The following is a 26999-nucleotide window of genomic DNA, read 5'->3' on the forward strand; positions in this document are numbered from 1 at the left end:
GACGCATTAGCGTCCCTTTCGTATTTATTGCTTTATTAGCTTAAATGTTTTGGCCTGCCCGCCCGATATTATTTTAATAAAATATATGCCCATACTTAAGCTGCCTGTATTAATTTCGGTTTGTCCGTTTATGTAAATACTGTCATTGCTAACTGCCTGCCCAAGGTTATTATATATGGTATACTCAGCATCAAGGGATTGTTTTGATGTGATGTAAAGTTTGCTGCTTGTAGGATTAGGATATATACCTATTCCCTGTAAAGCAAAATCATTTGTGTTGAGTTCTTCTGTAATAGTAAATCCAACAGATTCTCCCAAGCCATAATCTCCGTTCGAAGCAATTTCGGTATCGTCATCTGTAGTAAGAGTGTAGTATCCATCACCAGATAAACAGCAAATGCCATCCCCAAAAGCATCCTTAATAGTAAACAGGTAGCACTCGTTTATGTTTACATCAAATAACTGCACAATAGCTCCCGGCATTTCATCGGTGTCATCATAAGGTCCTCCGCTGTAAAGTACATCACCTTCTCCGTTTTTAAGCTCCCAGCTTACTTCGCTTCCCCATATGTCATTTTGAAGTGTTAGAGTTACACTTTCGGTTGTATAGCTTTGGTTATCTACAACAACAAAGTCTTTGTCTTTGGTGTCGTTAAATTCATAAACATCGGCATTACCATTAACTGTAGCTACATCGGCAAACAGGGTGTGAGAGCCGGCAGTTGTGTTTAATCCGGTTATTGTAACCTGTTCAGACTCATTTGTAGCTAATTCGCCTGTCCAGGTGTATGTTTGAGTTGTTTCGTTATCAATAGTGTAGCTTATGATGGCTTCGGTCATTGTAGCGCTACCTATATTGGTTAATGTTAGCTCAATACTAAACGGACCCGAACATGCCATTTCTATATTGTCTATATTAAGAGAGCCGTCAAATTCAACATCTTCAGGGTAAACGCAGCTGTTTGAGGTTGCAAGTGACATACGTCTTGGTGAATTTTCGAGAACGGTCCATACACGTGTTTTCTGGTCGTTAGTAAAAACATTTTTACACTGATCCAATGTATAGTCCATGTGGTTTTCAATCATGTCACTCTTTACATCTTCTGTACAGGTGTCTACCTCTGCACAAGAGAAGTGAAGTCCTATCACCGGAGGAGTGTCATCACAAAAATCAGTTGCATCACAACTGTCTTCATTTCCCCATATATGTATAAGCCCGAAAAAGTGCCCTACCTCGTGGGTAGCACTCCTGCCTTTATCACGCCCGAAAATATAATCTCCTTCAGGATAAAGGTCTTCGCTTCCCATACACTGATAAGAAAGAATAACTCCATCAATTTCAGCAAAGCCTTCAGAACCTTCAAGGCCTTCAAGACCCGATAGTTCCGGATAGTAAGCATAACCGCCAACACCACTCATTTCGCCTCCCATTTTACAAACCCATATATTAAGGTAGCGCTCAGGATCCCACTGGGTTTCGGCTTTAAGTACTAAATCAATATTTTCAAAGTTATCCCAGCTTGCCCTGCCAAGGTTAATATGCTCTATGCCTGTGGTTGGGCTACCTCCCGGATCTCTTTGTGCCAGGCAAAACTCTATTTCCATATCGGCACCATCTGGGTGATCGTTATAACCGGGTGTGTCCAGCATTTTCCTGAAGTCTTCGTTAAGTACCTGTATTTGTGAAATTACCTGATCATCGGTAATGTTTTCATCGGTTCCTATAGCATCTCCGTTATGTATAACATGCACAACAACAGGTAGTGTAATTATCGTATTAGTGTTTTTTAGCTGAAAATTATTTTTGGAAGCTTCAATTTTAGCAGCCATATTAATTTCAAACTCCTCGCGTGATTGCAGGGTAGGGTGGGTTTTCTTTAAATAGTTTTGGTACTCGTCTGCTACACACGGTATGTGTCCGTTTGTGTCTGCCGGCAAGGTTTTACCAAAATAAGCTTTTTGCCTGTTTTTTTTGTTTTGAGCATTTGCATTATGGCAAACGGCGAGGAAAGCAAAACAGCATAAAGCAGCAGCATATTTTTTTATCATAGTTTAGTAGTTTTTAAATAGTTAAAGCAAAAATAAACTATGATGTTAAACTTTTAGCGTAAAAGTGAATTTTTATGATGAAAGATTTGGTTTTTATGGCGAAAGCCTAAAAATGCTGTTTGTTGATTTTCTTCCATTTTTTAGAAGATATAAAACCCATAACCGGATAGAGAAACGCAGCAATTAAAAAAATATAGGGAACAGTGTGTCGTCCTTCAAGGTAAGCAACATAAGATATTACCAGTAGTGCCGGAGCTTCTATAAAGTAGCAGGACCTTCGCGCTTCTTTTGGTTTTATTCTAAGCGGACGCCATAATAACATTATTACCAAAACCAGAAGACCGAAACTAAGTAGTATAAAAGCAGGGAAGAAAATGTGTTTCGTTAGCTCATCATATCCTTTAATAAGTATTATGGCAGCTGTTAGAAAGTGAAGGAATGTTTCTGTTTTCCTGAGTACTTTTTTCTTCATGTTTTTGGTTTGTCCAAAATTAACTCAGGTGGTGTTTGATTAGTGTTATGTGAGGGTTGTATTTAAGTAAATAAAAAAAGCCTCTGTTTTTACAGAGGCTTATGTTTATTTACGAGAGTAATGGTCAAATTAAGAATCTAACCAGTTCACCACTTTTAGTAATCATTTCTACACGAACTCTTTCGTTCGCTTTTTTAGAAGAAAGAATTTTAGAAACGGTTTCAATATCTTTTGCTTTGTAGTTACCAATGCTTAAAATGATTCCGTCTTTAAGTTCGTTGTAATATGGCATAAGGCTTTCGTCATTAATTTCCTTAACCTTAACGCCATAGTTTATTTTATACTGCTGTTTTTCGCCACTGCTTATATCTTCCAGTTCAAGACCATTGTATTTAAAGGTGTTGATGTCGTTTTTAGAAAGCTTAACCGGAAGAGTAAGTAGCTCCCCGTCACGGTGAATGCCTACATTAACCACGTCATTTGGTCGTTTGGTTCCTATAGCGTTGTTTAAATCAGCAAAGCTGTTAATGGTGCGGTTATCTACCTCTACAATAATATCACCTTTTTTAAGTCCGGCCTTATCAGCGCCCGAATCTTTAATAACATCATTAATGTAAAAGCCTTGTGTTTCGCTAACACCAAGCTCTTTTGAAGCATAGCTGTTCAGTTCGCCTCCTTTTACACCCAGCACACCACGTTGTACATTGCCGTACTCCATAATGTCTTCAATAATCTTTCGGGTAATGTTTGAAGGTACAGCGAAAGAATATCCTACATACGATCCTGTCATTGACGAGATCATGGTATTGATACCTACAAGCTCTCCTCTGGTATTTACCAGTGCACCGCCACTATTACCCGGGTTTACGGCAGCATCGGTTTGGATAAACGACTGTATGCCATCGTTACTAAGGTTACGTGCCTTAGCCGAAACAATACCGGCAGTAACGGTAGAGGTAAGGTTGTACGGGTTACCTACAGCCAATACCCATTCGCCAACTTTAATATCATCTGAATTGCCAAAAGTGGCAAAAGGCAGTTTCTCGCCGGCATCGATTTTAAGTAGGGCAATATCCATATTAGAGTCGGTTCCTACCAACTTAGCCTTGTATGCCTTATTGTTATTTAATGTTACCTCAAGTTCGCTGGCATTTTGAACTACGTGGTTATTAGTTACAATATAACCGTCTTCTGTAATAATAACGCCCGATCCGGTACCTACCTGTGGCTGTGGTTCTCTTTGTCCGTAGCCAAAGAAATAACTATATGGGTTAGACGGAGCAGTGCTGTAAGAAACGTTCTTGACGTGAACAACGGTGTGTACAGCTTTGTCTGCCGCAGCGGTAAAGTCGCCTGTTTCCGGCAGGTAATTAACATTTTTAGCAAAATTTGTTTGCGAAGGAGCTACAGATAATTCAGAACCAACCAGTGTATTTTCTTCAAATACCAGTTTGTAAGCTCCTAAGGTCATGGCACCGCTTAAAAGTGCCACAAGGAATAAACCTGAAATTCTTTTCATAATCCTTAACAGTTTTTTTAATTTTTGTGGTAAAAATTTATTGTGTTATATAAGCGAGAATCAGCCTTTCCTGTTGTCGTTAATATTCGTATTTTTGTCAAAATACCTGTAAAAATGCAATACACCTTTTACAAATACCAAGGGACCGGTAACGACTTTGTGATGATTGATAATCGCAATAATTTATTTCCCAAAAATGATACCAAACTCGTTGCCAGACTATGCGACCGCAAATTTGGCATTGGAGCTGATGGTCTCATTTTACTAGAGAACGATAAAGATGTTGATTTTCGTATGGTGTACTATAACTCTGACGGAAATGAAAGCTCTATGTGCGGTAATGGCGGAAGGTGTCTGGTAGCATTTGCAAAAATGCTGGGTGTAATTGACAATGAAACTAATTTTATAGCGACCGATGGCCCGCATTATGCAACGGTGAATGATGAAGGTATTGTTTCGTTGCAAATGAAGGATGTTAATTCGGTATCGGTATATGAGCATTATGTATTTATGGATACAGGATCGCCACACCATGTGGAAATTGTAGAAGGGCTTGATACTTTTGATGTGAAGAAAGTAGGTTCATCCATTCGTTACAGCGGACTTTATGGCGATAAGGGATCTAACGTAAACTTTGTTAGTCCGGCCGGAGAAAACACTTTTGATGTTCGTACTTACGAAAGAGGAGTGGAAGACGAAACACTATCTTGCGGAACCGGAGTAACAGCAGTAGCAATAGCTATGAATGTAACAGGGAAAACCAGTGCAAATGAAATAACTCTTAATACCGAAGGAGGTGAGCTTAAGGTTTCGTTTAAGCACGAGGGAGATCATTTTAGTGATGTGTTTCTTACAGGGCCTGCAACATTTGTATTTAAAGGAGAGATAGAATGGTAACACTTCAGGGAGATACGGTATTTTTAAGGGCTCTTGAACCAGAGGATCTTGAGTTTATATATAGTATTGAGAATAATGAAGAAATTTGGGAAGTAAGTAATACCCAAACCCCATACAGTCGTTTTTTAATACGTCAGTATCTTGAAAATGCTCATCAGGATATTTATGAGGCAAAACAGTTAAGGCTTGCCATTTGCGAGAAGGATGGTTTTACTGCTTTAGGACTTATAGATTTATTTGATTTTGACCCGGTAAACCAAAGGGCGGGTATAGGTATTATAATACGCGATGCCGTAAACCGAAATAAAGGTGTGGGTAAGGAAGCTTTAGGCTTACTCATTAACTATGCACTCACTAAATTGCAATTGCATCAGTTGTATGCAAATATTGGTACAGATAATACGGCAAGTATTTCTCTTTTTACTAATTTTGGCTTCAAACAGATAGGGGTTAAAAAAGACTGGAACAAAATACATGGCCAGTATAAGGACGAAGCTCTTTATCAGTTAATAAACAACAAACAATTATAAGCTATTTAAATTGAAACTAAGAAAAATAATAGGGATATTCTCCCTTGTGGCTGTTACTGCTGCCAGTATATATGCCTATTCTATTTACAAAGATATTTTTTCGCCTAATACTGCTTTTTCCGAAAACAGCGTAGCGATATATGTGCCAACCAATTCTACTTATGAAGAGGTTGAGGAACTTGTAAAACCTTATATTGAAGATATGGAGCGTTTTAGGATGGTTGCCGAAAAGAAGTCGTATGTAAGGAATGTTAAAGCGGGTAAGTTTTTTTTCAGAAGAGGTATGAACAGTAATGAGATTATAAACTCATTACGCCAGCCTGTTCCTGTAAAACTATCATTTAACAATCAGGAAACATTTGCTGATGTGGCAGGCAGAATAGCGCAACAGATAGAGCCTGACAGTATTTCTTTGTATACAGCCTTTACCGATAAGAAGTTTTTAGCCGATAACGGTTTTAATGAAGACAATGTATTGAGTATGTTTATCCCTAATACCTACGAATTCTTTTGGGATGTTAGTCCGAACAAGTTTCGTGAAAGGATGGCAAAGGAATACAGAAAGTTTTGGAATAAAGAAAGACTTGCAAAAGCAGAGGCTTTAGGTCTTACTCCACTTGAAGTTTCGGCGCTGGCTTCAATAGTACATAAAGAAACTGTAAAGGCAGATGAAAGGCCAAGGGTAGCAGGCGTATACCTTAACAGATTAAAAAAAGGAATGAAACTGGAGGCCGATCCTACGGTTATTTATGCGGTAAAAAGGGAATCGGGTGATTATGAACAGGTTATTAAACGTGTATATTTTAAACATCTTGAAACCGATTCACCATATAATACCTATATGTATGCCGGTATACCACCGGGGCCTATTGCTATGCCCGATATATCTGCTATAGATGCGGTACTCAACCCGGAACAGCATAATTACATTTATTTTTGTGCCAGTGTAACCAATTTTGGTTATCATGAGTTTGCCGTTACAGGGGCTCAACATGCTAAAAACAGACAAAAATATGTGGCATGGGTAAACAAAATGGGAATTAAATAAGGATACATTTACCAATTTTAAAACATAAAACCCCGAAAGCAGTAAAACGTTTTCGGGGTTAATTATTATTAAAAAATCAAAAAAATATTCTCTTAAGAGCAGTTTGGTATGGTTTTTCCGCAACACCAGTGTTTGCAGGTATTACAGAAAATTCTGTCTTAATCAAACCTGCTAATCTAGTGTTAAATTTAAAGCGAAGAGTTAAATTATTGTAAATCAATCTAATAATTTTTGTTATCTTTGCCGGCGAGAAATTTCACGGGGTGACAGGCTGTGAGAAATCAACATTTATGATAAAAAAATGGAGTTATTTTTTAGGGTTATCCCTTTTTATTGCAGTAGTAAGTTCTGGATTCAAAACTAACGATGCAAAACAATTTGGCAGAATAGAAGGTTTTCACCTTGCCGAAGATGAAATTACTAACTATACCGTGCCAACGGTTGATGAGACAGCCAAGATAAGTTATAACTTTCCATTCACAGGGAAGTCATACATTGGCTTTAAACAGGCGATAGCCATTAAAGAGTCGCAAGGACTTTATAAATTAGTAAATCCTTACGGCTATATGGGAAAATACCAGTTTGGTAAAAGTGCCCTTAGAGCTGTAGGAATAAAAGATGCTAAAAAGTTCTTGAACAGCCCCCAATTACAGGAACGAGCTTTTAAAGCATTGCTTTCTAAAAATAAATGGGAGTTGAGAAAAGAGATTAAACGTTACGAAGGAAAAGTAATCAACGGGGTTAAAATTACCGAATCAGGATTGCTTGCCGCAGCTCACTTAGGAGGGGCAGGATCGGTTAAAAAATACCTTAGAAGTAACGGTACAAAAGGTTTTAAAGATGGTTTTGGAACTTCGTTAAGAAGCTACATGAAAAAGTTTGGAGGTTATGATACCTCAAACATTATTGCAAATCCAAACCCTAAAGTAAAACTGGATTAAAAAGTAAAATTACACTACACAAAGCTCTGAGTTATCAGAGCTTTTTTTTTGCAACTCACTTATTAAGTCGTTAGTTCTTTTAATCTTGTTACTCTGTTCATTTAGCATGGAGTTGATTTTGTTTATAACTCTCCTGTTGTTACACCTTCTTATTTTAAGCAATAAGGGTTTTGAAAGGTTTTGGGAATATTCTTTCTTCATTTGGTGTAGGTACTCGCCACAGCTAATGCCGGGAAGTATAGGCTCTTCAATAGCGTCATGCGTTAGTATGTAATCGCTTAAGGAATCCTGTACTTTAAGAAAAGTGTTTTGGGTTTTCCTGTATTTGTTGAGCAGTGCAAGTCTTTCCTCTCTATACATCGGTATTTTATTTATGATGTATATGAGGAAAACCATTAGGAGCAGAGCTCCTGCTACTATTTCAAGTGGGGTGTTCATATAACTTACTGGTTAGCAGTTGCTAATATAATAAAACAAATTTTTTTAAGAGCTAATTAATATTTAAATTTCAGATATTTTTTTAAAAAGTTAAATAACTATTCAAAATGATATCATTTTTCTACAATATAGTTGGTATTTTTACCAAAAAATAAAAGTAATAATTTTATATTTAAATTAAGATTAAACTTACAGAAACTTCATATAGATGAAACACTTTGATGTTGTAGTAATAGGTAGCGGGCCTGCGGGAGCCGGAGCTGCGTTTAAACTTGCTGAAAAAGGAATATCGGTAGCTATTATTGAAAAGGAAAAATTGCCACGATATAAAACCTGTGGAGGAGGTTTTGTGTACAGAGGGCGTAAAATGCTGCCATTTGATATTAGTGAGGTGGTAGAAAAAGAGTTCTCTCAGGTAGATATTCTAATTGGTGATGAATTTCATCTTATAACTAATAGAGATGAACCAGTTATAAGTATGGTAATGCGTGATACTTTTGATGAGTTTCTTGTAAAAAAAGTAACAGAAAAAGGAGGGATAGTTATTGATAACTGTAAGCTTACCGGGTTAAGAAACGAAGATGATAAGGTGGTTTTATCTACTACAGGAGAAGAAATTAGTACACGTTTTGTTATTGCAGCCGATGGTGCTTTGAGTCCTACGGCAAAAATGGCAGGCTGGGATAAAGATACAAGAGATTTAATACCGGCCCTGGAGTATGAGGTAGAGGTTTCTGAGGCTGACTTTGAAAGACTTTCGGGGGTTGTACGATTTGATATTGATGCTATTCCGGGAGGGTACGCCTGGAGTTTTCCTAAAAAAAATCATTTATCTATTGGAGTAGCTTCCAGTAAAAGAACAAAAATAAACCTAAAGCAGTCCTATAAGGATTATCTTGTAACTTTAGGTATAGAGCATGTGATTGCAGAATCCCAACATGGTTTTCAAATACCCGTATCGCCAAGAACAGATGGGTTTGTAAAGAATAATGTGTTTTTAGTAGGTGATGCTGCAGGTTTTGCTGATCCGGTTACGGCCGAAGGTATTTCCAATTCCATATACAGTGGGTTGCTTGCTGCCGAGGCTATAATAGAAAGCAAGCAGGATGTTAAAGCGGCCGAAGGGCTTTATTTGGCAAAACTGAATGAGAAAATGTTACCTGAAATAAAAACGGGTTTAATGCTTTCTAAGTTTTTATACAGTCAGCCTAAAATAAGGAATCTTTTTATGAAAAAATACGGGCAAAGATCCTTTGAAGCTATGACTGATGTGTTTATGGGTAAAAGATCTTACCCTACAGATATAATGCAGACTTTAAGCAGAAGAATTAAAGGAATGCTTTTTTCATAAATAGCCTGATTTTATCTTATAAAAGTAATAAATTGCAATAACCATTATTTATCCATGATATAAGTAATGGTTATTTTACTTTTAGCAAAAACTAACTATAATTAATGAGAAGAATAGCAGCTATCCTAAATCTCCATGAAGGGGAAGACAATAGGGAGAAAATCCTTGAGAGTGTTAAAAAGAGTATTGAGTTTAAGGGTGCAAATCTCTGGATTTTAGCCTGTGCTATTATTATAGCTTCGGTGGGGTTAAATGTAAACTCTACAGCTGTGGTGATTGGAGCCATGTTAATATCTCCGCTAATGGGTCCTATAGTAGGGGCTGGTTTTGCACTTGGGGTTTATGATTTTACGCTTCTCAAAAAATCATTACGAAATCTATTAAATGCTACAGCAGTAGGTTTGGTGTTCTCGGCTATATATTTTTTGATAACTCCTTTTAAAGACGGACAGTCGGAACTTTTAGCAAGAACAGCACCTACCATTTACGATATTATAATTGCCTTTTTTGGTGGTTTAGTAGGGGTGATAGCGGTAACCAGGGTAGAGAAAGGTAACCCGATACCGGGTGTGGCAATCGCAACAGCCTTAATGCCGCCATTGTGTACAGCGGGATATGGTATAGCAACTTTTCAGTGGTCATTTTTTCTGGGGGCTTTTTACTTGTACTGTATAAATTGTGTGTTTATTGGTATTGCTACTTTTTCCATTATCAAATATCTGAAGTATCAGCCTAAGAAACAGGTTGACGAAAAGCAGCAAAAAAGGGTGAAAGTTATGATATCTGTATTAACTTTTGTGATGCTTCTTCCGGCAAGTTATCTGGCTTACTCTTTATATATGGAACAGCAGTTTAAAAAGAGTATCGATAATTTTATTGAAAACGAATTTACCGACAGAGGGTATACTGTTGTTTATAAAAAAACCCGATTTAGCACTACACCGAAAAAACTGGAGTTGGCATTTTTGGACAAAAGATTTGAAAAGAAAGAAATAACTGGCTTACAGGAAAGGATTGATAATAATAAATATATAAAAGGAACACAGCTTATTATAAGGCAGGATAGTACCGATAGGTTTAATGCTATTAAAGGAGATATTCTTAAACAGATTAAGAGTAATGAAAACGAGGTGAGCCAAAAGGATTTAAAAATTGTTCAGTTGGAGAAACAACTCGCGGCCAATACCTTTGATAACAAAAGATTTTTAAGAGAGGCTAAATCACTGTTTCCTAATATTAAGTCGTTCTCGGTTTCGCACCATGATATGGCTACAGCAAAAGACAGTATTGTAGGGATTACAGCTGTATTGTATGAAACACCTGAAGAAGATTTGAGTGATGAAGAGAAAGTAAAACTCAGAAACTGGTTAAACGAACGGTTATCGGTTAAGAATGTTGAGATATTCAGGAAGAAATAAGAAATAATAAATAAAGAAATAAAAAAGGAGAGTTTTAAACTCTCCTTTTTTATTTATGCCTGTTGAGGAATAACCTCTTTCTTTTTCTTTTTACTGTAGAAGTTAAGTAATGTAAATCCAATTATACCAGAGCACACAGATGCAACCAGTACGGCAAACTTAGCTTCGGTTTGCAGCGGTATACTATCTTTAAACGATAGTAGGGCAATGAATATGGACATGGTGAAACCAATACCTCCCAGCATTCCAAGTCCCAGTACATGCGTCCAGGTTGTTTTTTCAGGGAGTTCGGCAATCTTAGCCTTAACCGATAGGAATGACATAAGGAAAATACCTATTGGCTTACCTAAAAACAGTCCTAATACAATACCTAAACCTACATTGCCTGTAAGTCCTTCTACCATTCCGTCAACAAAAGTGATGTTAGTGTTGGCGATGGCAAAAATAGGCATGATCAAAAAGTTTACAGGCTTAGCCAGTGCATGCTCCAGTTTTTCAAGCGGAGACTCTTTATCATCAGGAGTAGTAGGTAGTGTTAATGCTGTAAGAACACCTGCAATAGTTGCATGGATGCCCGAGTGGTGTATTAGGTACCACATTACCATACCCGGTATTATATAGAAAAATATATTGTTTAGTCGCATGCGGTTAAAGCCTATCATTATAGCATAAACACCGGCAGCATATATAAGGTAGTCTAAGTGTAGGTTAGAGGTGTAGAAAATTGCTATAACCAGGATAGCCATAAGGTCGTCTACAATTGCAAGAGCAGCAAGGAAAACTTTTAATCCGCTTGGTACTTTATCTCCAAGTAACGAAACAATACCTAAAGCAAAAGCAATATCGGTAGCCATAGGGATACCCCATCCGTGTACTGCAGGAGTGCCACCGTTAAATAACGAATATATTGTTGCCGGTACAACTACACCTCCAATGGCTGCAAGCACAGGTAATGAGGCATGACGGATGGAGGAAAGTTCTCCCTCGATAATTTCCCTTTTAATTTCAAGTCCTACCAAAAGGAAGAATATAGCCATAAGTCCGTCGTTAATCCAGTGGATAACCGAGAATTCTAAATCTATACTTTCGGTTTTAAATCCTACTACAGCGTGCAGGAATTTTTCAAAGCTCCATGCTAATGGACTGTTTGCGATTGCCAGTGATATTACTACACAAATAAGGAGGATAATACCCCCTCCTGATGAAGAATTAAAAAATTCTTTAAATGTCTTTAGGTTAATGAGTTTTGCCATATTGCAAAAATACAAAATCGTTGAATTTTTGCGGGTAATTTATGGGTTATAAAAACCAATATTAACATATTTTAACAGGAATAGTTTTTAATTGGTTTTTTAAAGGGTTATCTTGCGTTTTTTCTAATTTTAAACAAAAAAGAATGATAAAAATTCAAAAATATCATCCAAATGAATCTATGAATGATGAATTGCAAAAAGAAGTTGTTAACTTTTTGTACAAAAGCCTAGAACAGTATGGAGACCCTGAGGATGATATTAATAAAGCAGTTAATTATGCTTTAAATAAGAATAATGAGAAGGACAAAACCACAGGCGGACTTGTGCTTACAGCCAGGCTTGAAGAAAACAACGCTGTAGTAGGTGCTGTGGTGATTAATGAAACTGGAATGGGCAGTTATATACCCGAAAATATTTTGGTATACATCGCAACAGATCCAAACCAGAGAGGTAAAGGTATTGGTAAGAAACTAATGCAGGAGGCTCTTGAATCCAGTAAAGGAGATGTAGCACTGCATGTTGAACCCGATAATCCTGCGAAAAAACTTTATGAGAATCTTGGATTTACAAATAAGTATCTTGAAATGAGGTACAAAAAAACAATCTAATGGCTTTTATAACACTCGATACAAAAAAATTAAAAAAGAACTTTAACTACTTAAACTCGTTTTTTAAAGAAAACAACATATACTGGTCGGTTGTTACAAAAATACTATGTGGTAACAAGGACTATCTTACCGAACTGCTTAAAATGGGAATCAGTCAGTATTCTGATTCCAGAATAAGCAATCTTAAAACAATCAAGGCGATTGATAAGAATGTAGAGACTATTTACATTAAACCTCCTGCAAAAGGAGCGATTAAAGATGTAATTAAATATGCAGATATCAGTATGAATACTGATTTCAGGACTATTGAAATGCTTTCTAAAGAGGCTCAAAAGCAGGGCGTTACCCATAAAATTATTATAATGATTGATTTGGGAGAACTGCGTGAGGGAGTAATGCGGGAAGATTTTGTAGATTTCTACTCTCAGGTTTTCCAAATGAAGAATATTGAGATTATAGGGCTTGGTACAAACCTGTCCTGCCTGTATGGGGTTCTTCCTAATAATGATAAACTTATTCAGTTAAGCCTTTACAAGCAATTGGTAGATATTAAGTTTAATGTGAACATTCCGTTTATTTCGGGAGGATCTTCGGTGACCATACCGTTGGTTAAGCAGGGACTTATTCCGGTAGGAATAAATCACTTCAGGGTAGGGGAAACCTTATTTATGGGTACAGATGTATATAACGGCGAGAAGCTTGATAATATGGAGAATGATATCTTTAAGCTTTATGCCGAAGTTATCGAACTGTATGAAAAACCGATGATTCCAAGTGGAGAAATGGGAACCAACCTTGAAGGGGATACTTTTGATTTTGACGAAAATAATCAGGGTAAGACCTCAATACGTGCTATTATTGATATAGGGCTCCTGGATATAGATATGAAGCATCTTGATACTACTGATACTGATATTAAATATGCCGGTGCCACGTCTGATATGGTAGTACTTGATTTAGGAGATAACCCTAAAGGATATAAAGTGGGAGATTTAGTAGAGTTCACTATGGACTACATGGGTATAGTGCGCATAATGAACTCTAAGTATATTGAAAAGCGTATTGTTTAACTGTGGATATTGGTCACTACTTTATAAGTAGGATCTTCCATAATGTTTACATCAATAACGGCTTCGGCATTTTTTAATAGTCTTTTGCAGTCTTCACTAAGGTGTCTTAAATGAACGGTTTTTCCTGCTTCATGATATTTTTTAGTGATGCCGTTAAGAGCTTCTATAGCCGACATGTCTGACACACGACTTTCCTTAAAGTCGATGATCACTTCCTGCGGATCGGTATCTATATTAAACTTTTCGGCAAACACGGTTGTGGAGCCAAAGAAAAGCGGTCCGTAAATTTCATAATGTTTAATGCCATTTTCATCTATATAGTGCCTTGCGCGTATGCGCTTGGCACTTTCCCATGCAAATACGAGTGCCGATATAATAACTCCTATCAATACGGCAAGCGCAAGGTTATGCATAAAAATGGTAATGAGGGCTACCAGTATACCTGTAATAATATCTGATTTCGGCATTTTGTTTATGATGCTAAAGCTTGCCCATTCAAAAGTACCTATTGCGACCATAATCATTACTCCCGTAAGTGCTGCCATTGGTAATTTACCAATAACAGGTGCGCCAACAAGTATAATGGCTAATATAGTTAATGATGCTATAATTCCGGATAATCGGGCTCTTGATCCTGCCGAAAGGTTAACCAGTGTTTGAGCAATCATAGGGCATCCGCCCATCCCGAAAAAGAATCCGTTAGTAATATTTGCAGCTCCCTGTGCCAAACATTCCCTGTTGCTGTTTCCTCTTGTTTTGGTAATCTCGTCTACCAGATTAAGGGTAAGTAAACCTTCGGTAAGGCCTACGGCTGCCATAATAAGTGAGTAAGGGAATATTATTTTTAGAGCTTCAAAGGTAAATGGTATTTCCGGTATGTGGAATGGAGGGAAACCTCCCTGAACCGATGCAATATCTTCAACGGTTTTTGTTTCAATACCAAAGCCTATAACTACTAAGAATACTACTATAATTGCAGCAAGAGATGCCGGTACAGCTTTAGTGATTTTAGGGAACAGTACCACTACAGCAATGGTAAGCGCTACAAGTGCACCCATAATAAAAAGCGGAGTACCGTTAAGCCAGCTTTCTCCGTTTTTAAACTGTTCCAATTGTGACATGAAAATTATAACTGCAAGTCCGTTTACAAAACCATACATAACAGGTTGTGGTACCAGTCGTATAAACTTTCCTAATTTAAAAAGTCCTACAGCTATTTGTAATACTCCGGCAAGAGCGACAGCTCCAAAAACATATTCAATGCCGTGCGACTGCATAAGGGCAATAAGTACCACTACTGTTGCGCCTGCACCACCCGATACCAGCCCCGGACGTCCGCCAAAAACCGATGTGATAAGCCCCATAATAAAGGCAGCATACAGTCCTACAAGAGGGGGGAAGCCTGCCAGTATCGCAAATGAAAGCGATTCGGGTATCATGGTCATGGCAACTGTAAGTCCGGCAAGGATTTCGTTTTTATAATTTACTTTTTGGGAAAAATCAAACAGGTTGAAAACTTTGTTCATTTTAAAAGTGTTGTATTTTAATAGATTAGCGCAGGCTGCGGTTTTAAAAGGCGCAAAAATAGGGCTTTTTTTGTAAACCCTTTTTATAGGGTAGTGATGATGATTTTCTTAATCAAAAATTAACGTTGAAATTGTTTTTGTAATTTATTTTATCGTAATATTGCAATATATAAATATAATAACATGGGAGCTACTAAATCAGATCAGTTTACAAAGGGGCAAAATGACCTTGCTTCTTTGGCAAAAGCTTTAGGGCATCCGGCGCGTATTGCTATTATAGAATACCTGTTAAAGGTTGATTCGTGTATATGTGGGGATATAGTGGGAGTGTTGCCATTGGCACAGCCAACGGTATCTCAGCATTTAAAAGAACTCAAAAATGCCGGACTTATAAAGGGGAATATTGAAGGGACGGCAATTTGCTACTGTATAGATGAGGAAGGTTTTGAGAAAATAAAATCATTTTTTGATCATATTACAGTGTCGCTTTCTAAAAAGAAATTTGATTGTTGTTAATTAAAAGGAATGGATATGAAGTTGTCTGAAATCAAAACAATACTGGAAACAGTAGAAACGGTAAATTTTCGTTTGCCTGACGGGAGCTATGTGCCCGAACATTTTCATGTAACAGAAGTGGGAGTTGTAACCCGCAATTTTATAGACTGTGGCGGAACGGTAAGGAAAGAGATTGGGGCTAATTTCCAGTTATGGGATGCTAACGATTTTGAGCATAGATTAAAACCTAAGAAACTACGTAATATAATAGCGCTGTCTGAACGTGTGCTGGGTATGGAGGATAGTGAGATTGAAGTGGAATATCAGGGAGTGACTATTAATAAGTACGGACTTGATTTTGACGGAAAAGACTTTGTGCTTACGGTTAAAAATACGGCCTGCCTTGCTGAAGATGCCTGTGGTATTACTGAAACGAAAAAAGAAACAGAAGTTAAAAACGAGCAGTCCTGCTGTACACCGGGAGGCGGCTGCTGTTAATTAAAATAAGATGACAAAAATTTTAGTGTTGTGTACGGGCAATAGCTGCCGTAGCCAGATGGCACATGGTTATTTAAAACATTTTGCTGAGGGTAGGGCTGAGGTTTACAGTGCCGGTGTTGAAACTCATGGTGTAAACCCAAAGGCTATTGCTTTTATGAAGGAGGATGGTATTGATATTTCAGGACATACTTCTAATAACGTAAACGAATACAGTGATATAGATTTTGATTTTATAATCACGGTTTGTGATAATGCTAAGGAGAATTGTCCGTTTTTCCCATCCAAGGCACAACGTTTTCATTACAATTTCCCAGATCCTTCCAAGTATGAGGGGCCTGAAGAGGAAATTGCTGCCGAGTTCAGGAGGGTGCGAGGTATGATTAAAACCTATTGTGAAGATTTTATAAAAATGATGGCAATATAAAGAGTAATATTTTCTGTCCTTTGCCGGTAAGCTTTTAAGTGTCGTTTAGGGTTTACAAATGGTAGAGGCAGGAAATATTATTCTGCAATATTTTATATATGAGTGTAAATAATTGTGCTCCGGCTGCCGAAAGGAAAAAACTGGGCTTTTTAGATCGTTACCTTACGCTTTGGATTTTTACTGCCATGGCTCTTGGTGTGGCTATAGGTTACTTTTCTCCTAATGCCGAGAGTTTTATCAATTCGTTTTCAAGTGGTACAACAAATATTCCGCTTGCTGTGGGGTTAATTGTTATGATGTATCCTCCATTGGCTAAAGTTAAATATGAAAATATAGGTAAGGTTTTCAGGAATACCAAAGTACTCGGGGTATCCCTTTTGCTTAACTGGGTAATTGGGCCTATAGTGATGTTTGTGCTGGCAATTTTATTTTTAAAAGGCTATCCGGAATATATGTCGGGACTTATTTTAATAGGAATTGCACGTTGTATCGCCATGGTGATAGTTTGGAATGAACTTGCTGAAGGTAACAGGGAATATGCTGCTGGGCTAGTGGCTTTAAACAGTGTTTTTCAGGTATTGCTGTATAGTGTTTATGCCTATGTGTTCATTACACTTTTACCTCCGCTTTTTGGTATAACCGGGCTTGAGGTTACGGTAACCATGGGTGATATAGCCGAAAGTGTTGCTATATATTTAGGTATTCCGTTTGTGGCCGGTATAGCATCACGCTATCTGTTAATTAAACTGAAAGGTGAAGAGTGGTTTACTAAAAAATATATTCCGTTTATATCTCCGTTTACCCTCATAGCTTTATTGTTTACCATAGTGGTAATGTTTAGTCTTAAAGGTAAACTTATTGTTGAAATACCGATGGATGTGCTGCGAATAGCAATACCGTTATCTATATACTTTGTGATAATGTTTGTGGTTAGTTTTTTTGTGGCTAAAAAAACAGGGGCAGATTACAGTCAGTCGGCTGCGATTTCATTTACTGCCGCGGGTAATAACTTTGAGTTGGCTATAGCAGTAGCGATCGGAGTATTTGGAATAAACAGCGGTCAGGCTTTTGCAGGTGTTATTGGTCCGTTGGTAGAAGTGCCAGCCCTTGTAGCATTGGTTAATTTAGCTTTTTGGATAAAGAAAAAATATTTTGGAGTTTCTGCGTTAAATAAATAAGTTTATTTTTATGATAAAGTATCTTATTTATGGAGAAACCCGAATTTCCGTTGGTTGATATATACGACTCCTATCATGTAGATTTGATTCCTGAAGAGGAGAATTTAAAAAAAGCTCCGGCTACAGAACTTCTTATAAAGGATAATCATTCCCTGTTGTATGATAAGGATGGTAATAAATGGCGCTATTTCCTTAAATCAGAATTTTTTGAAGATACACTGGTAAACAGGGTAGTAGCGCATACCTTATATAATCCTGATTTTGAAGTGGAGCCGGTTTGGGAATATGCGGGTGAATATCATATTGAAGATCTTAAAGAAGAGGTTTTAAGATGTATAGATTATGATGAAGGTATAATAACCCAATATGAGGATGCCGATATAATCCAAAAAGAAATAAGCATCTGTTTTTCGTTTGAAGACGTAGTTGCGGTTCTAAATAAGTATGTTTTTGATGTTGATGAGGATTTAATCCTTGCCGAACAAAAACGAAGGGAAGAAAACGATTATTAGTCTAAAACTTATGAATTATAAAAATGCTCGGTCTGTTATGCAGGTCGGGCTTTTCTTTTTTCCATTGTGCTACCGTTTTTGTTTTTATGTATTCTGTAGGTAATGTAATATCACAGGCTATACATAAATGAGTAGACGGTTGCAGGATTTGCAGTATGTCTTCAATAAGTTTATTGTTTCTGTATGGGGTTTCTATAAAAAGCTGAGACTGACTTTTCTCGTTAGAAAGTCTTTCGTAGTTTTTAAGAGCATTTTTCTTTTCACCTTTATCAATAGGGAGGTAGCCATTAAAGGCAAAGCTTTGTCCGTTCATACCCGATGCCATCATGGCAAGCAGTATTGATGACGGACCAACAAGCGGTACTACCTGTATTCCTTTTTCATGTGCCAGTTTAACAACTACAGCGCCGGGATCGGCTACACCGGGGCATCCCGCTTCACTCATTAATCCTACGTTAAAACCTTCAAAACAAGGTTTTAGGAAGTCGTCATATTCATGAGCTTCGGTGCGCTTGTTGAGTAGTGAAAGCTTTAGTTCGGGTTGTTTTTTAGTAGGTAGTATGGCTTTGATAAAACGGCGAGCCGTTTTTTCGTTTTCCACAATATAATGGTCGATAAATTCAACAGATCGCTCTACCGTTTCCGGAAGCACTTCTTTTGGATTGGCGTCTGGGCCAAGAGGTACGGGTAACAGGTATAGTTTTCCTATTGTTTTCATCGGGCGGTATCGTTAATAAGTTTGTTGGCTACAATTTGGCAGGCTTCGTTAAGCATATCATATACATTATCAAAACCTTCAGGTCCTCCGTAATATGGGTCGGGCACATTAATGCTTTCTCCGGGGTGCAATGCGTCCATCATAAGGCTTACTTTGGTTTTAGCCTTATCATTTGGGGCAAGTTTTAAAACATCTTTAAGGTTAGAGGTGTCCATAACAAAAATATGGTCAAACTCGGTAAAGTCGCTTACTTTAAACTGACGTGCCCTTTGGTGGGTAATATCCAGCCCGCGATCTCTGGCAGTTGCTATAGAGCGTTTGTCCGGCAATTCGCCTACATGCCATCCGCCTGTTCCGGCAGAATCTACCGTGAATTTGTCAGACGGGAGTTTAGATTGTAAAATACCTTCAGCCAAGGGAGAACGGCAAATGTTTCCCAGGCAAACCATTAAAACTTTAACGGGCATTATATCGATAATTTTTTGTTGATATCGTCAACAAATTTACGGAATTGCTTGTCGGTAGAAACCAGGTTGTCTACTGTTTTACATGCGTGTAATACAGTGGCATGATCACGGTCTCCAATTTGAGAGCCGATATTTGCCAGTGATGCCTTAGTGAACTTTTTAGCAAAGAACATAGCTAACTGACGTGCCTGTACTACGTGACGTTTTCTGGTTTTTGACTGTAGTGTGTCTATATCTAACTGGAAATAATCTGAAACTACTTTTTGAATGTAGTCTATAGATATTTCTCGTTTTACATTCTTCACAAACTTTTCCACTACCTGTTTTGCAAGGTCGATGGTTACTTCGCGTTTATTGAAAGATGATTGTGCTATTAATGATATGATAGCGCCTTCAAGTTCACGAACGTTTGATTTGATGTTTTTAGCAACATATTCCACAATTTCTTCCGGCATCTCCACACCGTCACGGTATAGTATGTTTTTAAGGATAGAGATCCTTGTTTCGTAATCCGGTTGATGAAGCTCGGCAGATAGTCCCCATTTAAAACGGGATAAAAGCCTTTGCTCAATATCCTGCATATCTACAGGAGCCTTGTCTGAAGTAAGGATAACCTGTTTTCCGTTTTGGTGCAGGTGGTTAAATATGTGGAAGAAAACATCCTGTGTTCCTGTTTTACCTGATAAGAACTGTACATCATCTATAATAAGTACATCTATTAACTGATAAAAATGGATAAAGTCGTTTCTTGTATTTCGTTTAACAGAGTCTATATACTGTTGTGTGAAAATCTCTGCAGAAATGTATAAAACCGTTTTCTCAGGGAATTTTTCTTTTATCTCCACACCAATAGCATGTGCAAGGTGGGTTTTACCCAAACCTACACCACCAAATATAAGTAGTGGGTTGAATGAAGTACCTCCCGGTTTGTTAGCCACAGCCATACCTGCCGAGCGTGCTAATCTGTTTGAGTCGCCTTCAAGAAAGTTGTCAAAGCTGTAGTTAGAGTTAAGCTGAGATTCGATTTTTACGTTTCGTATTCCCGGTATAACAAATGGGTTTTTAAGTTCCGGGTTTTTGTTTTGTAAGGGTACATCTACTTCCTGTGGTTTAACAGGAATACGGTTAGCACTTGGTAACTGTTCTGTGAACGGTTGTTTGTTGCCATAAGTGTTCTCCATTTTAATTTTATAGAGTAACTTTGCACCATTTCCAAGTTCTTTAGTAAGGGCAACCTTAAGCAGTTTTACATAGTGTTCTTCCAGCCATTCGTAAAAGAATTTACTGGGTACCTGTATGTATAGAGAATTATCAGCCAGTTCTACTGCTCTAATCGGCTCAAACCAGGTTTTGTAAGCCTGCTCCTGAATATTGTCTTTTATGAATGCCAGACAGTTCTCCCATACCGATTGCGCAGTTTTAGTCATATATCTGAAAATTAAATGTTTAATATTGGTTGTTTTGCAAAAGAAAAAACAGAGAATTTTACTCCTCTACGGGAGAACAAATATGTGAACATTTTTTTTTAAAAAAAAATGGTTTGCATATTGATTTTTCTAAAAAAATATTGTAAGCGAATTTAAATAAAAATTAAAACAAAATTAACAGTAAAAAAATATGAAAATTCATGAATTTAGTGTAAGAGTCAGATATGCTGAAACCGACCAGATGGGGGTTGTTTATCACGGTAACTACGCCCAATACTTTGAAATGGGTAGGGTGGAATGGCTTAGAAATCTGGGTCTTACGTATAAGTTTATGGAGCAAAACGGTGTTATGTTACCTGTTGTCTCCTTGTTAATGAATTACAAAAAACCAGCCCGATATGATGATTTGTTAACAGTTCGTACCATCTTCAAAAAACAGGAGTCTGTGAAGATAGAATTTGACTACGAAATCCTGAATGAGGCAGGTGAGTTATTAACAACCGGCAACTCAGTTTTGGTGTTTGTAGACATGAAAACAGGGCGTCCTGTTACTCCTCCCGACTATGTTGCAGAGAAAATGGAATTAGTTAAGAATTAACTAAATTTAACAGATTGTTGAATTACATAAAAACTGCAAAACGGAAGTTATACTTCTTTGATTTCTATCTCGAATAAACTCTTAAATGCCTCAAATACCATTGGGGCATTTTTCATTCGGGTACTTATCGTTACTTCACAGTCCATCTCCATTTTTTGAGCGACTATGTCAAGGTTCTTTTCTTTAATAACGCGCATAACCTTGTTCATATTATGGTAGCCAAATTTAATTTGGTAATGAACATCAATTGTTTTCTCTATTATCTCTGATGCTTCCAGTGCCATTTGTGCCGAAGTACGATAGGCTGTTATGAGTCCGCCTACTCCAAGTTTTACTCCGCCAAAATACCTTACTGATATAACCAGTACATTAGTAACATCAAACGATTGTATTTGTCCGTATATAGGCATGCCGGCACTATTGTTGGGTTCGCCGTCGTCGTTAGCACGGTAGTATAGCTTTTTCTCGTCGGTGCCCAGCTGGAAGGCATAACACCAGTGGCGTGCCGAATGGTGTTGCTTTTTAATATTTTCCAGTATGGATTTTACCTCGTCTTCACTGGTTACGGGAAATGCATAACCGAAGAACTTACTGTTCTTTTCTTTGAAAAGTGTTTCTTCCGATGGGGCTGCGAGTGTTTTGTAGGTGTCTTTTTCCAAGAGATTAGCTAATTGGCTGCAAAGGTATTTTATATAAAACGGAATTGCAAACCGTAGTAAAATTGAGTATACTTGTATATAACTAATTGACTTGACTATGAAAAATCATCTTACCTTTTTACTTGTTCTTTTTACCTCGTTTATTGTAAATGCAACCACATGGGATGAGCCATGGCAAAAAGAGATTATCCAAAAGTCAGACTGTTTTGTTTACGGAAGTGTTATTCAGGCTAACGATACTGTTGCTACTGTAAGTGTTATTAAATCTTTTGGTAGGAGTTTAACGGGACAGATAAAAATAGATGGTTTTTTTATGTTGGAGTTATGCAGTATGAGTGGGGGGCATGGACCGAAACTTCATTTTAAGGAAGGTTATGAAGGCTATTTCTTTTTAAAGAAAGGTGATAACGGTAATTATATGATACCTACTCCGTCATCAGGTTTTGATATGGTTGTTGATGGGTCAGTGCATGCAACTTACAGGCATACTTATCATCAGGCGGCTGTTGACGCTAAAGTATATGAAATGACTTATTCTCAAATATGGAACTATTATCATAACAAAAAAGTAAATTATACTGAAGTTAAAAAGTTTATAGAGGAGTCTCTTTCAAAACCGGTTGCGGGTTTTGAGGAGGATGAGCAGGATTTATTTTTTAATCAGCATGTGGCTCTTGAAACGGCTTATCTGTTAAATATCCCGGTTGATTTTGATTCGCTTAAAAAGTTTGCTGAGTCTGAAAATTATCATTCTCAAATATCAGCAATGCGTTGTATGGGGATACAAAACACTTCAGAAGCAAAAAAATATATTATCAGCTATATTCAGCAGGAAGATAAGAGTTCCTTTTCAAAAGTTATGGGTATAGAGGGGCTTGTCGCTTCGGGCGATAAAAAATATATAAAGCAACTGATAAGTATAAAAGATAAAGTAAGTAATGAGGAAACAGGGTTTGGCGGAAGTATTATGGATCCAAGGGTTTGCACCCATGTACCATCGCCAAGGGAAGTGATAGAAATGATTTCAGTAAAATAATAAAGTGAAAATAGCCCATACTAAAAGCGACGATGATTATTTCTGGTTGTGTATTCCGTTAAGGGATAAAATCAGGTTTGAATCTAAACTAATGGCAATGGAAATTGAGTTTCACTTTGATGAGAGTTATGCTCTATGCCTGTAAATGATATAAGATATTTTTTCAGGAAAGAAGATTCCGGTGTTGTAGAGGATGCTTACCGCAGTTGCCGGATTAGAGTGATTTCAGCTAATGAAGAGTTAGTAAGTGTTCCGGTGCCAATACGGCTATCCCGTTTTTATATAAAGATGTCGCTTATTGTAGTGCTTGTTTTTGTAATAACTACCGTGTTATTGATGCTTTTTACAGGCTAAATAATAGACTCTTTCGGTATCTGTTTTATTTTTTTCGGTATCCGCTATATAATTTTTACTTTTACATCATCACAATCAAAGCAGATGGATTCAATTTTAAAGGTAAATAATGTTGTTAAGCAGTATGGTGATTATACGGCTTTAAACAGCGTTTCTCTTGATGTTCCCAAAGGCAGTATTTACGGACTTTTAGGTCCTAACGGTGCTGGGAAAACTTCACTTATAAGAATTATAAACCAAATTACCATGCCCGATAGCGGTGAGGTTTTACTCGACGGAGAAAAACTTAAACCCGAACATGTTGCTCATATAGGTTATATGCCCGAAGAAAGAGGGCTTTATAAAAGCATGAAAGTGGGTGAGCAGGCATTATACCTGGCACAGCTTAAAGGGATTTCCAAGCAGGAGGCAAAAAAACAACTGGATTACTGGTTTGAAAAGCTGGAAATAAAAGGCTGGTGGAATAAAAAAATACAGGAGCTTTCTAAAGGTATGGCACAAAAAATTCAGTTTGTGGTTACTGTACTGCACCAACCGAAACTGTTAATCTTTGATGAGCCGTTTAGCGGGTTTGACCCCGTTAATGCCAATCTTATTAAAGATGAGATACTGGAACTTCGTGATAAGGGGGCAACAGTTATATTTTCTACCCACAGAATGGAAAGCGTAGAGGAGATGTGTGACCATATTGCACTTATCCATAAATCCAACAAGCTTATTGAGGGTAAACTGCACGATGTGAAAAAGCAGTACAGAACCAATACTTTTGATGTAGGTATCGCTCCTTATAATTTCCAGCAGTTACTGGCCGATATCAACACGAAATTTAAAACTGAGAAAGCCGACTTTAAAACGCTTGACGACGAACTTAAACTGGCTGTTACCCTGCCACAGGGAGGTTCTCCGCGCGATTTAATGCAGTACCTTATGCAGCATGGAGAGGTAACTTATTTTGTAGAGAAGATACCTAGTGTTAACGATATTTTTATTCAAACCGTAAGTCAGAAATAATATGAGCCTATCCCTTATTATAAAAAGAGAGTTTAATGCCAAGGTGCGTAATAAGTCGTTTATAGTAATGACTTTTTTAAGTCCGTTGCTTGTTGTGGTAATGGGGTGCCTGGTAGGTTATCTGGCGAGTGTAAATGGTGACGAGGTTAATAAGGTTGCTGTTTATGATAAAGCCGGTTTGCTGAAGTCGGATTTTGAAAATACAGATTATACGGTATATACTGACCTGTCTGGTATGCCGCTGGAGAAGGCAAAGGAAAAAGCGTCTGAAGGTTATTTGGGGCTTATTTATATTCCTCAGGTAGACAGCCTGCCACAACTTGTCAATAAGGTGGAGTATATTACTAACGAAACACCAAACCTTGAGTATGTTTCTGAGATTGAAGGTGTGGTAAACAGTAAGCTTACCAAATACAATTTGGAGCAGCTTGGTTTTGATTCTGATAAAATAGACAAGGCTAAAACCAAGTCAAATATCCACTTGAGTAAGTTTAGCGGTGAAGAGACATTTAAGGAAGGGAGTATACTTAAAATAGCTTTGGGAGGTTTATCTGGCTACCTTATCATGATGTTTGTAATTATATATGGTAACATGGTAATGCGAAGTGTTATTGAAGAAAAAACCAATCGTATTATAGAAATCATAATATCATCGGTTAAGCCGTTCCAGCTAATGATGGGGAAAATTATAGGTACATCACTTGCGGGTATATTACAATTTGTAATATGGGCCATATTGGGTTTAACCCTGTTTTTTGTACTTAACATGGTATTTGGAGTGCAAATGGGAGCAGCAGCATCTCAGCCTGAAGCTGCCGCAGCAACACAGGAGGCAATGAGTAGTATACAGATTTATCTTTCGGAGTTTGCAAAACTCCCTCTGGCTACCATATTTATTTCATTTTTACTGTATTTTATAGGGGGGTACTTCCTGTACAGTAGTTTTTATGCTGCAATTGGAGCAGCTGTTGATAGTGAAACCGATTCACAGCAGTTTCTACTGCCTATAATAATGCCGTTAATGCTTGGGGTATATGTGGGGATATTTACGGTTATAAGCGATCCGCATGGTACAGTGGCAACCGTATTCTCCATGATACCGTTAACATCGCCTATTGTGATGCTTATGCGTATACCTTTTGGAGTACCTATGTGGCAAATAATAGTTTCACTGCTTATTCTTTTTGGAACCTTTTTTGCAGTGGTATGGTTCGCCTCAAAAATATACCGCATCGGTATACTTATGTATGGCAAGAAACCAAGCTATAAAGAAATATTTAAGTGGCTTAAATATTAATTTTAAAATCAAACAATCAACGAGAGTATGTCTAAAATACTTATAATAGAAGACGAAGCAGCCATCCGCAGGGTATTGTCAAAAATACTGGCAGAGGAGAACGATTCGTATAAAATTGAAGAAGCCGAAGACGGGCAGCAGGGAATAGAAAAAATTAAGGAAAACGATTTTGACCTGGTGCTTTGTGATATAAAAATGCCTAAAATGGATGGGGTTGAAGTACTGGAAGAGGTGAAAAAGATTAAGCCCGAAATTCCGTTTGTAATGATATCCGGTCATGGTGATCTTGAAACGGCTGTTCAAACCATGCGTTTGGGAGCGTTTGATTACATTTCAAAACCGCCCGATTTAAACCGCCTGCTTAATACCGTGCGTAATGCGCTGGACAGAAAAACACTGGTGGTAGAGAACAAAAGGCTTAAAAAGAAAGTAAGCAAAAACTATGAAATGATAGGGAGCAGCGAACCTATAAACCTTATTAAGGATATTATAGAGAAAGTTGCCCCAACTGATGCCCGCGTGCTTATTACTGGGCCAAACGGTACCGGTAAAGAGCTTGTTGCACACTGGCTGCATGAAAAAAGTGAGCGTAGTGCTTCTCCGTTTATTGAGGTAAACTGTGCAGCTATACCAAGCGAGCTTATTGAAAGCGAACTTTTCGGTCACGTTAAGGGAGCATTTACCAGTGCTGTGAAAGACAGGGCAGGTAAGTTTGAAGCTGCCGATAAAGGAACTATTTTCTTGGATGAGATAGGAGATATGAGCCTTCCGGCGCAGGCAAAAGTACTGCGTGCACTTCAGGAAAACATGATACAGAGGGTAGGTGCCGAAAAAGATATTAAAGTGAATGTTCGTGTAGTAGCAGCTACTAATAAAGATCTTAAAAAGGAAATTGAAGAAGGTCGTTTCCGTGAGGATTTATACCACCGTTTAGCTGTAATTTTAATTAAGGTTCCGGCACTTAACGAAAGGAGGGACGATATTCCTGAACTGATAAACCATTTTGCCGGTAAAATTGCTGCCGAGCAGGGTACGGCTCCAAAATCGTTCTCAGACTCAGCAGTGAAGCTGTTACAGGAGTACGACTGGACAGGTAACATCCGTGAGCTGCGTAATGTGGTAGAGCGCCTTATTATTTTAGGTGGAGGAGAGATCTCTGAAAATGATGTAAAACTTTTTGCAAGTAAATAAAAATGACGGAC

Annotated in this window: 30 protein-coding genes; 20 read left to right on the forward strand and 10 right to left on the reverse strand. The window is 37.7% G+C overall.

Features of this window, described 5'->3' with window-relative positions:
* Positions 1–24 precede the first annotated feature (24 nt).
* The 3 genes from Q763_RS17410 to Q763_RS06225 all read right to left on the reverse strand — a co-directional run bounded on the left by Q763_RS17410 (position 25) and on the right by Q763_RS06225 (position 4040).
* On the reverse strand, positions 25–2049 hold the full coding sequence (locus Q763_RS17410) for a M43 family zinc metalloprotease (protein ID WP_052123267.1): 2025 nt from the start codon (positions 2047–2049) through the stop codon (positions 25–27).
* A 106-nt stretch (positions 2050–2155) separates the two neighbouring features.
* The gene (locus tag Q763_RS06220; protein ID WP_035132308.1) at positions 2156–2521 is read right to left on the reverse strand and encodes a hypothetical protein; all 366 of its coding nucleotides are present in this window, start codon (positions 2519–2521) and stop codon (positions 2156–2158) included.
* A 124-nt stretch (positions 2522–2645) separates the two neighbouring features.
* Positions 2646–4040: a trypsin-like peptidase domain-containing protein gene (locus Q763_RS06225; protein ID WP_035132309.1), complete on the reverse strand. Its 1395-nt coding sequence runs from the start codon at positions 4038–4040 to the stop codon at positions 2646–2648.
* A gap of 114 nt (positions 4041–4154) precedes the next feature.
* Between Q763_RS06225 and dapF the strand changes: the two genes are divergently transcribed.
* The 4 genes from dapF (at position 4155) to Q763_RS06245 (ending at position 7456) form a co-directional block, all read left to right on the forward strand.
* Entirely contained in the window at positions 4155–4937 is a 783-nt protein-coding gene (dapF, locus tag Q763_RS06230; protein ID WP_035132310.1) for a diaminopimelate epimerase, read from the forward strand.
* A complete protein-coding gene (locus Q763_RS06235; protein WP_035132311.1) occupies positions 4931–5467 on the forward strand; it encodes a GNAT family N-acetyltransferase in 537 nt (178 codons plus the stop codon). The genes dapF and Q763_RS06235 overlap by 7 nt, the downstream gene beginning before the upstream one ends.
* Before the next feature lie 10 nt (positions 5468–5477).
* Entirely contained in the window at positions 5478–6515 is a 1038-nt protein-coding gene (gene mltG, locus Q763_RS06240; RefSeq protein ID WP_035132312.1) for an endolytic transglycosylase MltG, read from the forward strand.
* A gap of 290 nt (positions 6516–6805) precedes the next feature.
* Positions 6806–7456, forward strand: a complete 651-nt coding sequence (locus tag Q763_RS06245; protein WP_035132662.1) for a hypothetical protein — start codon at positions 6806–6808, stop codon at positions 7454–7456.
* Between the two features lie 9 nt (positions 7457–7465).
* On the opposite strand, the gene Q763_RS06250 is transcribed toward Q763_RS06245, so the two are convergent.
* The gene (locus Q763_RS06250; RefSeq protein ID WP_035132313.1) at positions 7466–7894 is read right to left on the reverse strand and encodes a hypothetical protein; all 429 of its coding nucleotides are present in this window, start codon (positions 7892–7894) and stop codon (positions 7466–7468) included.
* Positions 7895–8102: 208 nt separating this feature from the next.
* Here Q763_RS06250 and Q763_RS06255 point away from each other — a divergent pair, with 208 nt between their 5' ends.
* Positions 8103–9245, forward strand: a complete 1143-nt coding sequence (locus tag Q763_RS06255) for an NAD(P)/FAD-dependent oxidoreductase (protein ID WP_035132314.1) — start codon at positions 8103–8105, stop codon at positions 9243–9245.
* Between the two features lie 104 nt (positions 9246–9349).
* Positions 9350–10663 carry a TIGR00341 family protein gene (locus Q763_RS06260; protein WP_035132315.1) on the forward strand — a complete coding sequence of 438 codons (1314 nt, stop codon included), beginning with the start codon at positions 9350–9352 and terminating at the stop codon, positions 10661–10663.
* A gap of 53 nt (positions 10664–10716) precedes the next feature.
* Here the strand turns inward: Q763_RS06260 and nhaA are convergent, their stop codons facing one another.
* Positions 10717–11916, reverse strand: coding sequence for a Na+/H+ antiporter NhaA (nhaA, locus tag Q763_RS06265; protein WP_035132317.1), 1200 nt, complete (start codon positions 11914–11916; stop codon positions 10717–10719).
* A 143-nt stretch (positions 11917–12059) separates the two neighbouring features.
* Between nhaA and Q763_RS06270 the strand changes: the two genes are divergently transcribed.
* Together Q763_RS06270 and Q763_RS06275 are read left to right on the forward strand one after the other, a co-directional pair.
* Complete coding sequence (locus Q763_RS06270; protein WP_035132319.1) at positions 12060–12524, forward strand: GNAT family N-acetyltransferase; 465 nt, start codon at positions 12060–12062, stop codon at positions 12522–12524.
* Complete coding sequence (locus Q763_RS06275; protein ID WP_035132321.1) at positions 12524–13594, forward strand: alanine racemase; 1071 nt, start codon at positions 12524–12526, stop codon at positions 13592–13594. The genes Q763_RS06270 and Q763_RS06275 overlap by 1 nt, the downstream gene beginning before the upstream one ends.
* On the opposite strand, the gene Q763_RS06280 is transcribed toward Q763_RS06275, so the two are convergent.
* The gene (locus Q763_RS06280; protein ID WP_035132324.1) at positions 13591–15120 is read right to left on the reverse strand and encodes a SulP family inorganic anion transporter; all 1530 of its coding nucleotides are present in this window, start codon (positions 15118–15120) and stop codon (positions 13591–13593) included. The two genes, Q763_RS06275 and Q763_RS06280, sit on opposite strands and share 4 nt — an antisense overlap.
* 183 nt (positions 15121–15303) lie before the next feature.
* Between Q763_RS06280 and Q763_RS06285 the strand changes: the two genes are divergently transcribed.
* The 5 genes from Q763_RS06285 to Q763_RS06305 all read left to right on the forward strand — a co-directional run bounded on the left by Q763_RS06285 (position 15304) and on the right by Q763_RS06305 (position 18230).
* Entirely contained in the window at positions 15304–15636 is a 333-nt protein-coding gene (locus Q763_RS06285; RefSeq protein WP_035132326.1) for an ArsR/SmtB family transcription factor, read from the forward strand.
* Between the two features lie 15 nt (positions 15637–15651).
* Positions 15652–16113 carry a DUF6428 family protein gene (locus Q763_RS06290; protein ID WP_035132663.1) on the forward strand — a complete coding sequence of 154 codons (462 nt, stop codon included), beginning with the start codon at positions 15652–15654 and terminating at the stop codon, positions 16111–16113.
* A gap of 10 nt (positions 16114–16123) precedes the next feature.
* Positions 16124–16540, forward strand: a complete 417-nt coding sequence (locus tag Q763_RS06295) for an arsenate reductase ArsC (RefSeq protein ID WP_035132328.1) — start codon at positions 16124–16126, stop codon at positions 16538–16540.
* Positions 16541–16638: 98 nt separating this feature from the next.
* Positions 16639–17718: an ACR3 family arsenite efflux transporter gene (arsB, locus tag Q763_RS06300; RefSeq protein WP_035132331.1), complete on the forward strand. Its 1080-nt coding sequence runs from the start codon at positions 16639–16641 to the stop codon at positions 17716–17718.
* 29 nt (positions 17719–17747) lie between these two features.
* Positions 17748–18230 carry a hypothetical protein gene (locus tag Q763_RS06305; protein WP_035132333.1) on the forward strand — a complete coding sequence of 161 codons (483 nt, stop codon included), beginning with the start codon at positions 17748–17750 and terminating at the stop codon, positions 18228–18230.
* A gap of 1 nt (position 18231) precedes the next feature.
* On the opposite strand, the gene Q763_RS06310 is transcribed toward Q763_RS06305, so the two are convergent.
* From Q763_RS06310 to dnaA, 3 genes are read right to left on the reverse strand one after another with little or no spacing between them, the layout of a single operon-like run.
* On the reverse strand, positions 18232–18948 hold the full coding sequence (locus tag Q763_RS06310; protein ID WP_035132335.1) for an SAM-dependent methyltransferase: 717 nt from the start codon (positions 18946–18948) through the stop codon (positions 18232–18234).
* Positions 18945–19415, reverse strand: a complete 471-nt coding sequence (locus Q763_RS06315; RefSeq protein ID WP_035132337.1) for a low molecular weight protein-tyrosine-phosphatase — start codon at positions 19413–19415, stop codon at positions 18945–18947. The genes Q763_RS06310 and Q763_RS06315 overlap by 4 nt, the downstream gene beginning before the upstream one ends.
* On the reverse strand, positions 19415–20842 hold the full coding sequence (gene dnaA / locus Q763_RS06320; protein ID WP_035132339.1) for a chromosomal replication initiator protein DnaA: 1428 nt from the start codon (positions 20840–20842) through the stop codon (positions 19415–19417). The genes Q763_RS06315 and dnaA overlap by 1 nt, the downstream gene beginning before the upstream one ends.
* Positions 20843–21032: 190 nt before the next feature.
* On the opposite strand from dnaA, the gene Q763_RS06325 reads away from it, so the two are divergent.
* Complete coding sequence (locus Q763_RS06325; protein ID WP_035132341.1) at positions 21033–21440, forward strand: acyl-CoA thioesterase; 408 nt, start codon at positions 21033–21035, stop codon at positions 21438–21440.
* Positions 21441–21487: 47 nt separating this feature from the next.
* Here the strand turns inward: Q763_RS06325 and Q763_RS06330 are convergent, their stop codons facing one another.
* A complete protein-coding gene (locus Q763_RS06330; protein WP_035132344.1) occupies positions 21488–22099 on the reverse strand; it encodes an IMPACT family protein in 612 nt (203 codons plus the stop codon).
* Positions 22100–22196: 97 nt separating this feature from the next.
* Between Q763_RS06330 and Q763_RS06335 the strand changes: the two genes are divergently transcribed.
* From Q763_RS06335 to Q763_RS06355, 6 genes are all read left to right on the forward strand, one after another.
* Entirely contained in the window at positions 22197–23135 is a 939-nt protein-coding gene (locus Q763_RS06335; RefSeq protein WP_035132346.1) for a hypothetical protein, read from the forward strand.
* Between the two features lie 4 nt (positions 23136–23139).
* Positions 23140–23280, forward strand: coding sequence for a hypothetical protein (locus tag Q763_RS17785; protein ID WP_157499349.1), 141 nt, complete (start codon positions 23140–23142; stop codon positions 23278–23280).
* A complete protein-coding gene (locus Q763_RS06340; RefSeq protein WP_035132348.1) occupies positions 23271–23489 on the forward strand; it encodes a hypothetical protein in 219 nt (72 codons plus the stop codon). Before Q763_RS17785 ends, Q763_RS06340 begins: the two co-directional genes overlap by 10 nt.
* 84 nt (positions 23490–23573) lie before the next feature.
* A complete protein-coding gene (locus tag Q763_RS06345) occupies positions 23574–24500 on the forward strand; it encodes an ABC transporter ATP-binding protein (protein WP_035132350.1) in 927 nt (308 codons plus the stop codon).
* Position 24501: 1 nt separating this feature from the next.
* Complete coding sequence (locus Q763_RS06350) at positions 24502–25797, forward strand: ABC transporter permease (RefSeq protein WP_035132352.1); 1296 nt, start codon at positions 24502–24504, stop codon at positions 25795–25797.
* Between the two features lie 27 nt (positions 25798–25824).
* Positions 25825–26988: a sigma-54-dependent transcriptional regulator gene (locus Q763_RS06355; protein WP_035132354.1), complete on the forward strand. Its 1164-nt coding sequence runs from the start codon at positions 25825–25827 to the stop codon at positions 26986–26988.
* Positions 26989–26999: the final 11 nt, after the last annotated feature.

Source organism: Flavobacterium beibuense F44-8 (genome assembly GCF_000769915.1).
Lineage (GTDB): Bacteria > Bacteroidota > Bacteroidia > Flavobacteriales > Flavobacteriaceae > Flavobacterium > Flavobacterium beibuense.

Excerpts from the sequence above, each read along its gene's own strand:
- Q763_RS06280 (WP_035132324.1), bottom strand. The coding sequence starts at position 15,120 with ATGAACAAAGTTTTCAACCTGTTTGATTTTTCCCAAAAAGTAAATTAT.
- Q763_RS06260 (WP_035132315.1), top strand. The coding sequence starts at position 9,350 with ATGAGAAGAATAGCAGCTATCCTAAATCTCCATGAAGGGGAAGACAAT.
- Q763_RS06315 (WP_035132337.1), bottom strand. The coding sequence starts at position 19,415 with ATGCCCGTTAAAGTTTTAATGGTTTGCCTGGGAAACATTTGCCGTTCT.
- nhaA (WP_035132317.1), bottom strand. The coding sequence starts at position 11,916 with ATGGCAAAACTCATTAACCTAAAGACATTTAAAGAATTTTTTAATTCT.
- Q763_RS06275 (WP_035132321.1), top strand. The coding sequence starts at position 12,524 with ATGGCTTTTATAACACTCGATACAAAAAAATTAAAAAAGAACTTTAAC.
- Q763_RS06245 (WP_035132662.1), top strand. The coding sequence starts at position 6,806 with ATGATAAAAAAATGGAGTTATTTTTTAGGGTTATCCCTTTTTATTGCA.
- Q763_RS06285 (WP_035132326.1), top strand. The coding sequence starts at position 15,304 with ATGGGAGCTACTAAATCAGATCAGTTTACAAAGGGGCAAAATGACCTT.
- Q763_RS06255 (WP_035132314.1), top strand. The coding sequence starts at position 8,103 with ATGAAACACTTTGATGTTGTAGTAATAGGTAGCGGGCCTGCGGGAGCC.
- arsB (WP_035132331.1), top strand. The coding sequence starts at position 16,639 with ATGAGTGTAAATAATTGTGCTCCGGCTGCCGAAAGGAAAAAACTGGGC.
- Q763_RS06345 (WP_035132350.1), top strand. The coding sequence starts at position 23,574 with ATGGATTCAATTTTAAAGGTAAATAATGTTGTTAAGCAGTATGGTGAT.
- Q763_RS06225 (WP_035132309.1), bottom strand. The coding sequence starts at position 4,040 with ATGAAAAGAATTTCAGGTTTATTCCTTGTGGCACTTTTAAGCGGTGCC.
- Q763_RS06250 (WP_035132313.1), bottom strand. The coding sequence starts at position 7,894 with ATGAACACCCCACTTGAAATAGTAGCAGGAGCTCTGCTCCTAATGGTT.
- dnaA (WP_035132339.1), bottom strand. The coding sequence starts at position 20,842 with ATGACTAAAACTGCGCAATCGGTATGGGAGAACTGTCTGGCATTCATA.
- Q763_RS06290 (WP_035132663.1), top strand. The coding sequence starts at position 15,652 with ATGAAGTTGTCTGAAATCAAAACAATACTGGAAACAGTAGAAACGGTA.
- Q763_RS06295 (WP_035132328.1), top strand. The coding sequence starts at position 16,124 with ATGACAAAAATTTTAGTGTTGTGTACGGGCAATAGCTGCCGTAGCCAG.
- Q763_RS06355 (WP_035132354.1), top strand. The coding sequence starts at position 25,825 with ATGTCTAAAATACTTATAATAGAAGACGAAGCAGCCATCCGCAGGGTA.
- Q763_RS06340 (WP_035132348.1), top strand. The coding sequence starts at position 23,271 with ATGCCTGTAAATGATATAAGATATTTTTTCAGGAAAGAAGATTCCGGT.
- Q763_RS06325 (WP_035132341.1), top strand. The coding sequence starts at position 21,033 with ATGAAAATTCATGAATTTAGTGTAAGAGTCAGATATGCTGAAACCGAC.
- Q763_RS06305 (WP_035132333.1), top strand. The coding sequence starts at position 17,748 with ATGGAGAAACCCGAATTTCCGTTGGTTGATATATACGACTCCTATCAT.
- Q763_RS06220 (WP_035132308.1), bottom strand. The coding sequence starts at position 2,521 with ATGAAGAAAAAAGTACTCAGGAAAACAGAAACATTCCTTCACTTTCTA.
- Q763_RS06310 (WP_035132335.1), bottom strand. The coding sequence starts at position 18,948 with ATGAAAACAATAGGAAAACTATACCTGTTACCCGTACCTCTTGGCCCA.
- dapF (WP_035132310.1), top strand. The coding sequence starts at position 4,155 with ATGCAATACACCTTTTACAAATACCAAGGGACCGGTAACGACTTTGTG.
- Q763_RS17410 (WP_052123267.1), bottom strand. The coding sequence starts at position 2,049 with ATGATAAAAAAATATGCTGCTGCTTTATGCTGTTTTGCTTTCCTCGCC.
- Q763_RS06270 (WP_035132319.1), top strand. The coding sequence starts at position 12,060 with ATGATAAAAATTCAAAAATATCATCCAAATGAATCTATGAATGATGAA.
- Q763_RS06350 (WP_035132352.1), top strand. The coding sequence starts at position 24,502 with ATGAGCCTATCCCTTATTATAAAAAGAGAGTTTAATGCCAAGGTGCGT.
- Q763_RS06235 (WP_035132311.1), top strand. The coding sequence starts at position 4,931 with ATGGTAACACTTCAGGGAGATACGGTATTTTTAAGGGCTCTTGAACCA.
- Q763_RS06335 (WP_035132346.1), top strand. The coding sequence starts at position 22,197 with ATGAAAAATCATCTTACCTTTTTACTTGTTCTTTTTACCTCGTTTATT.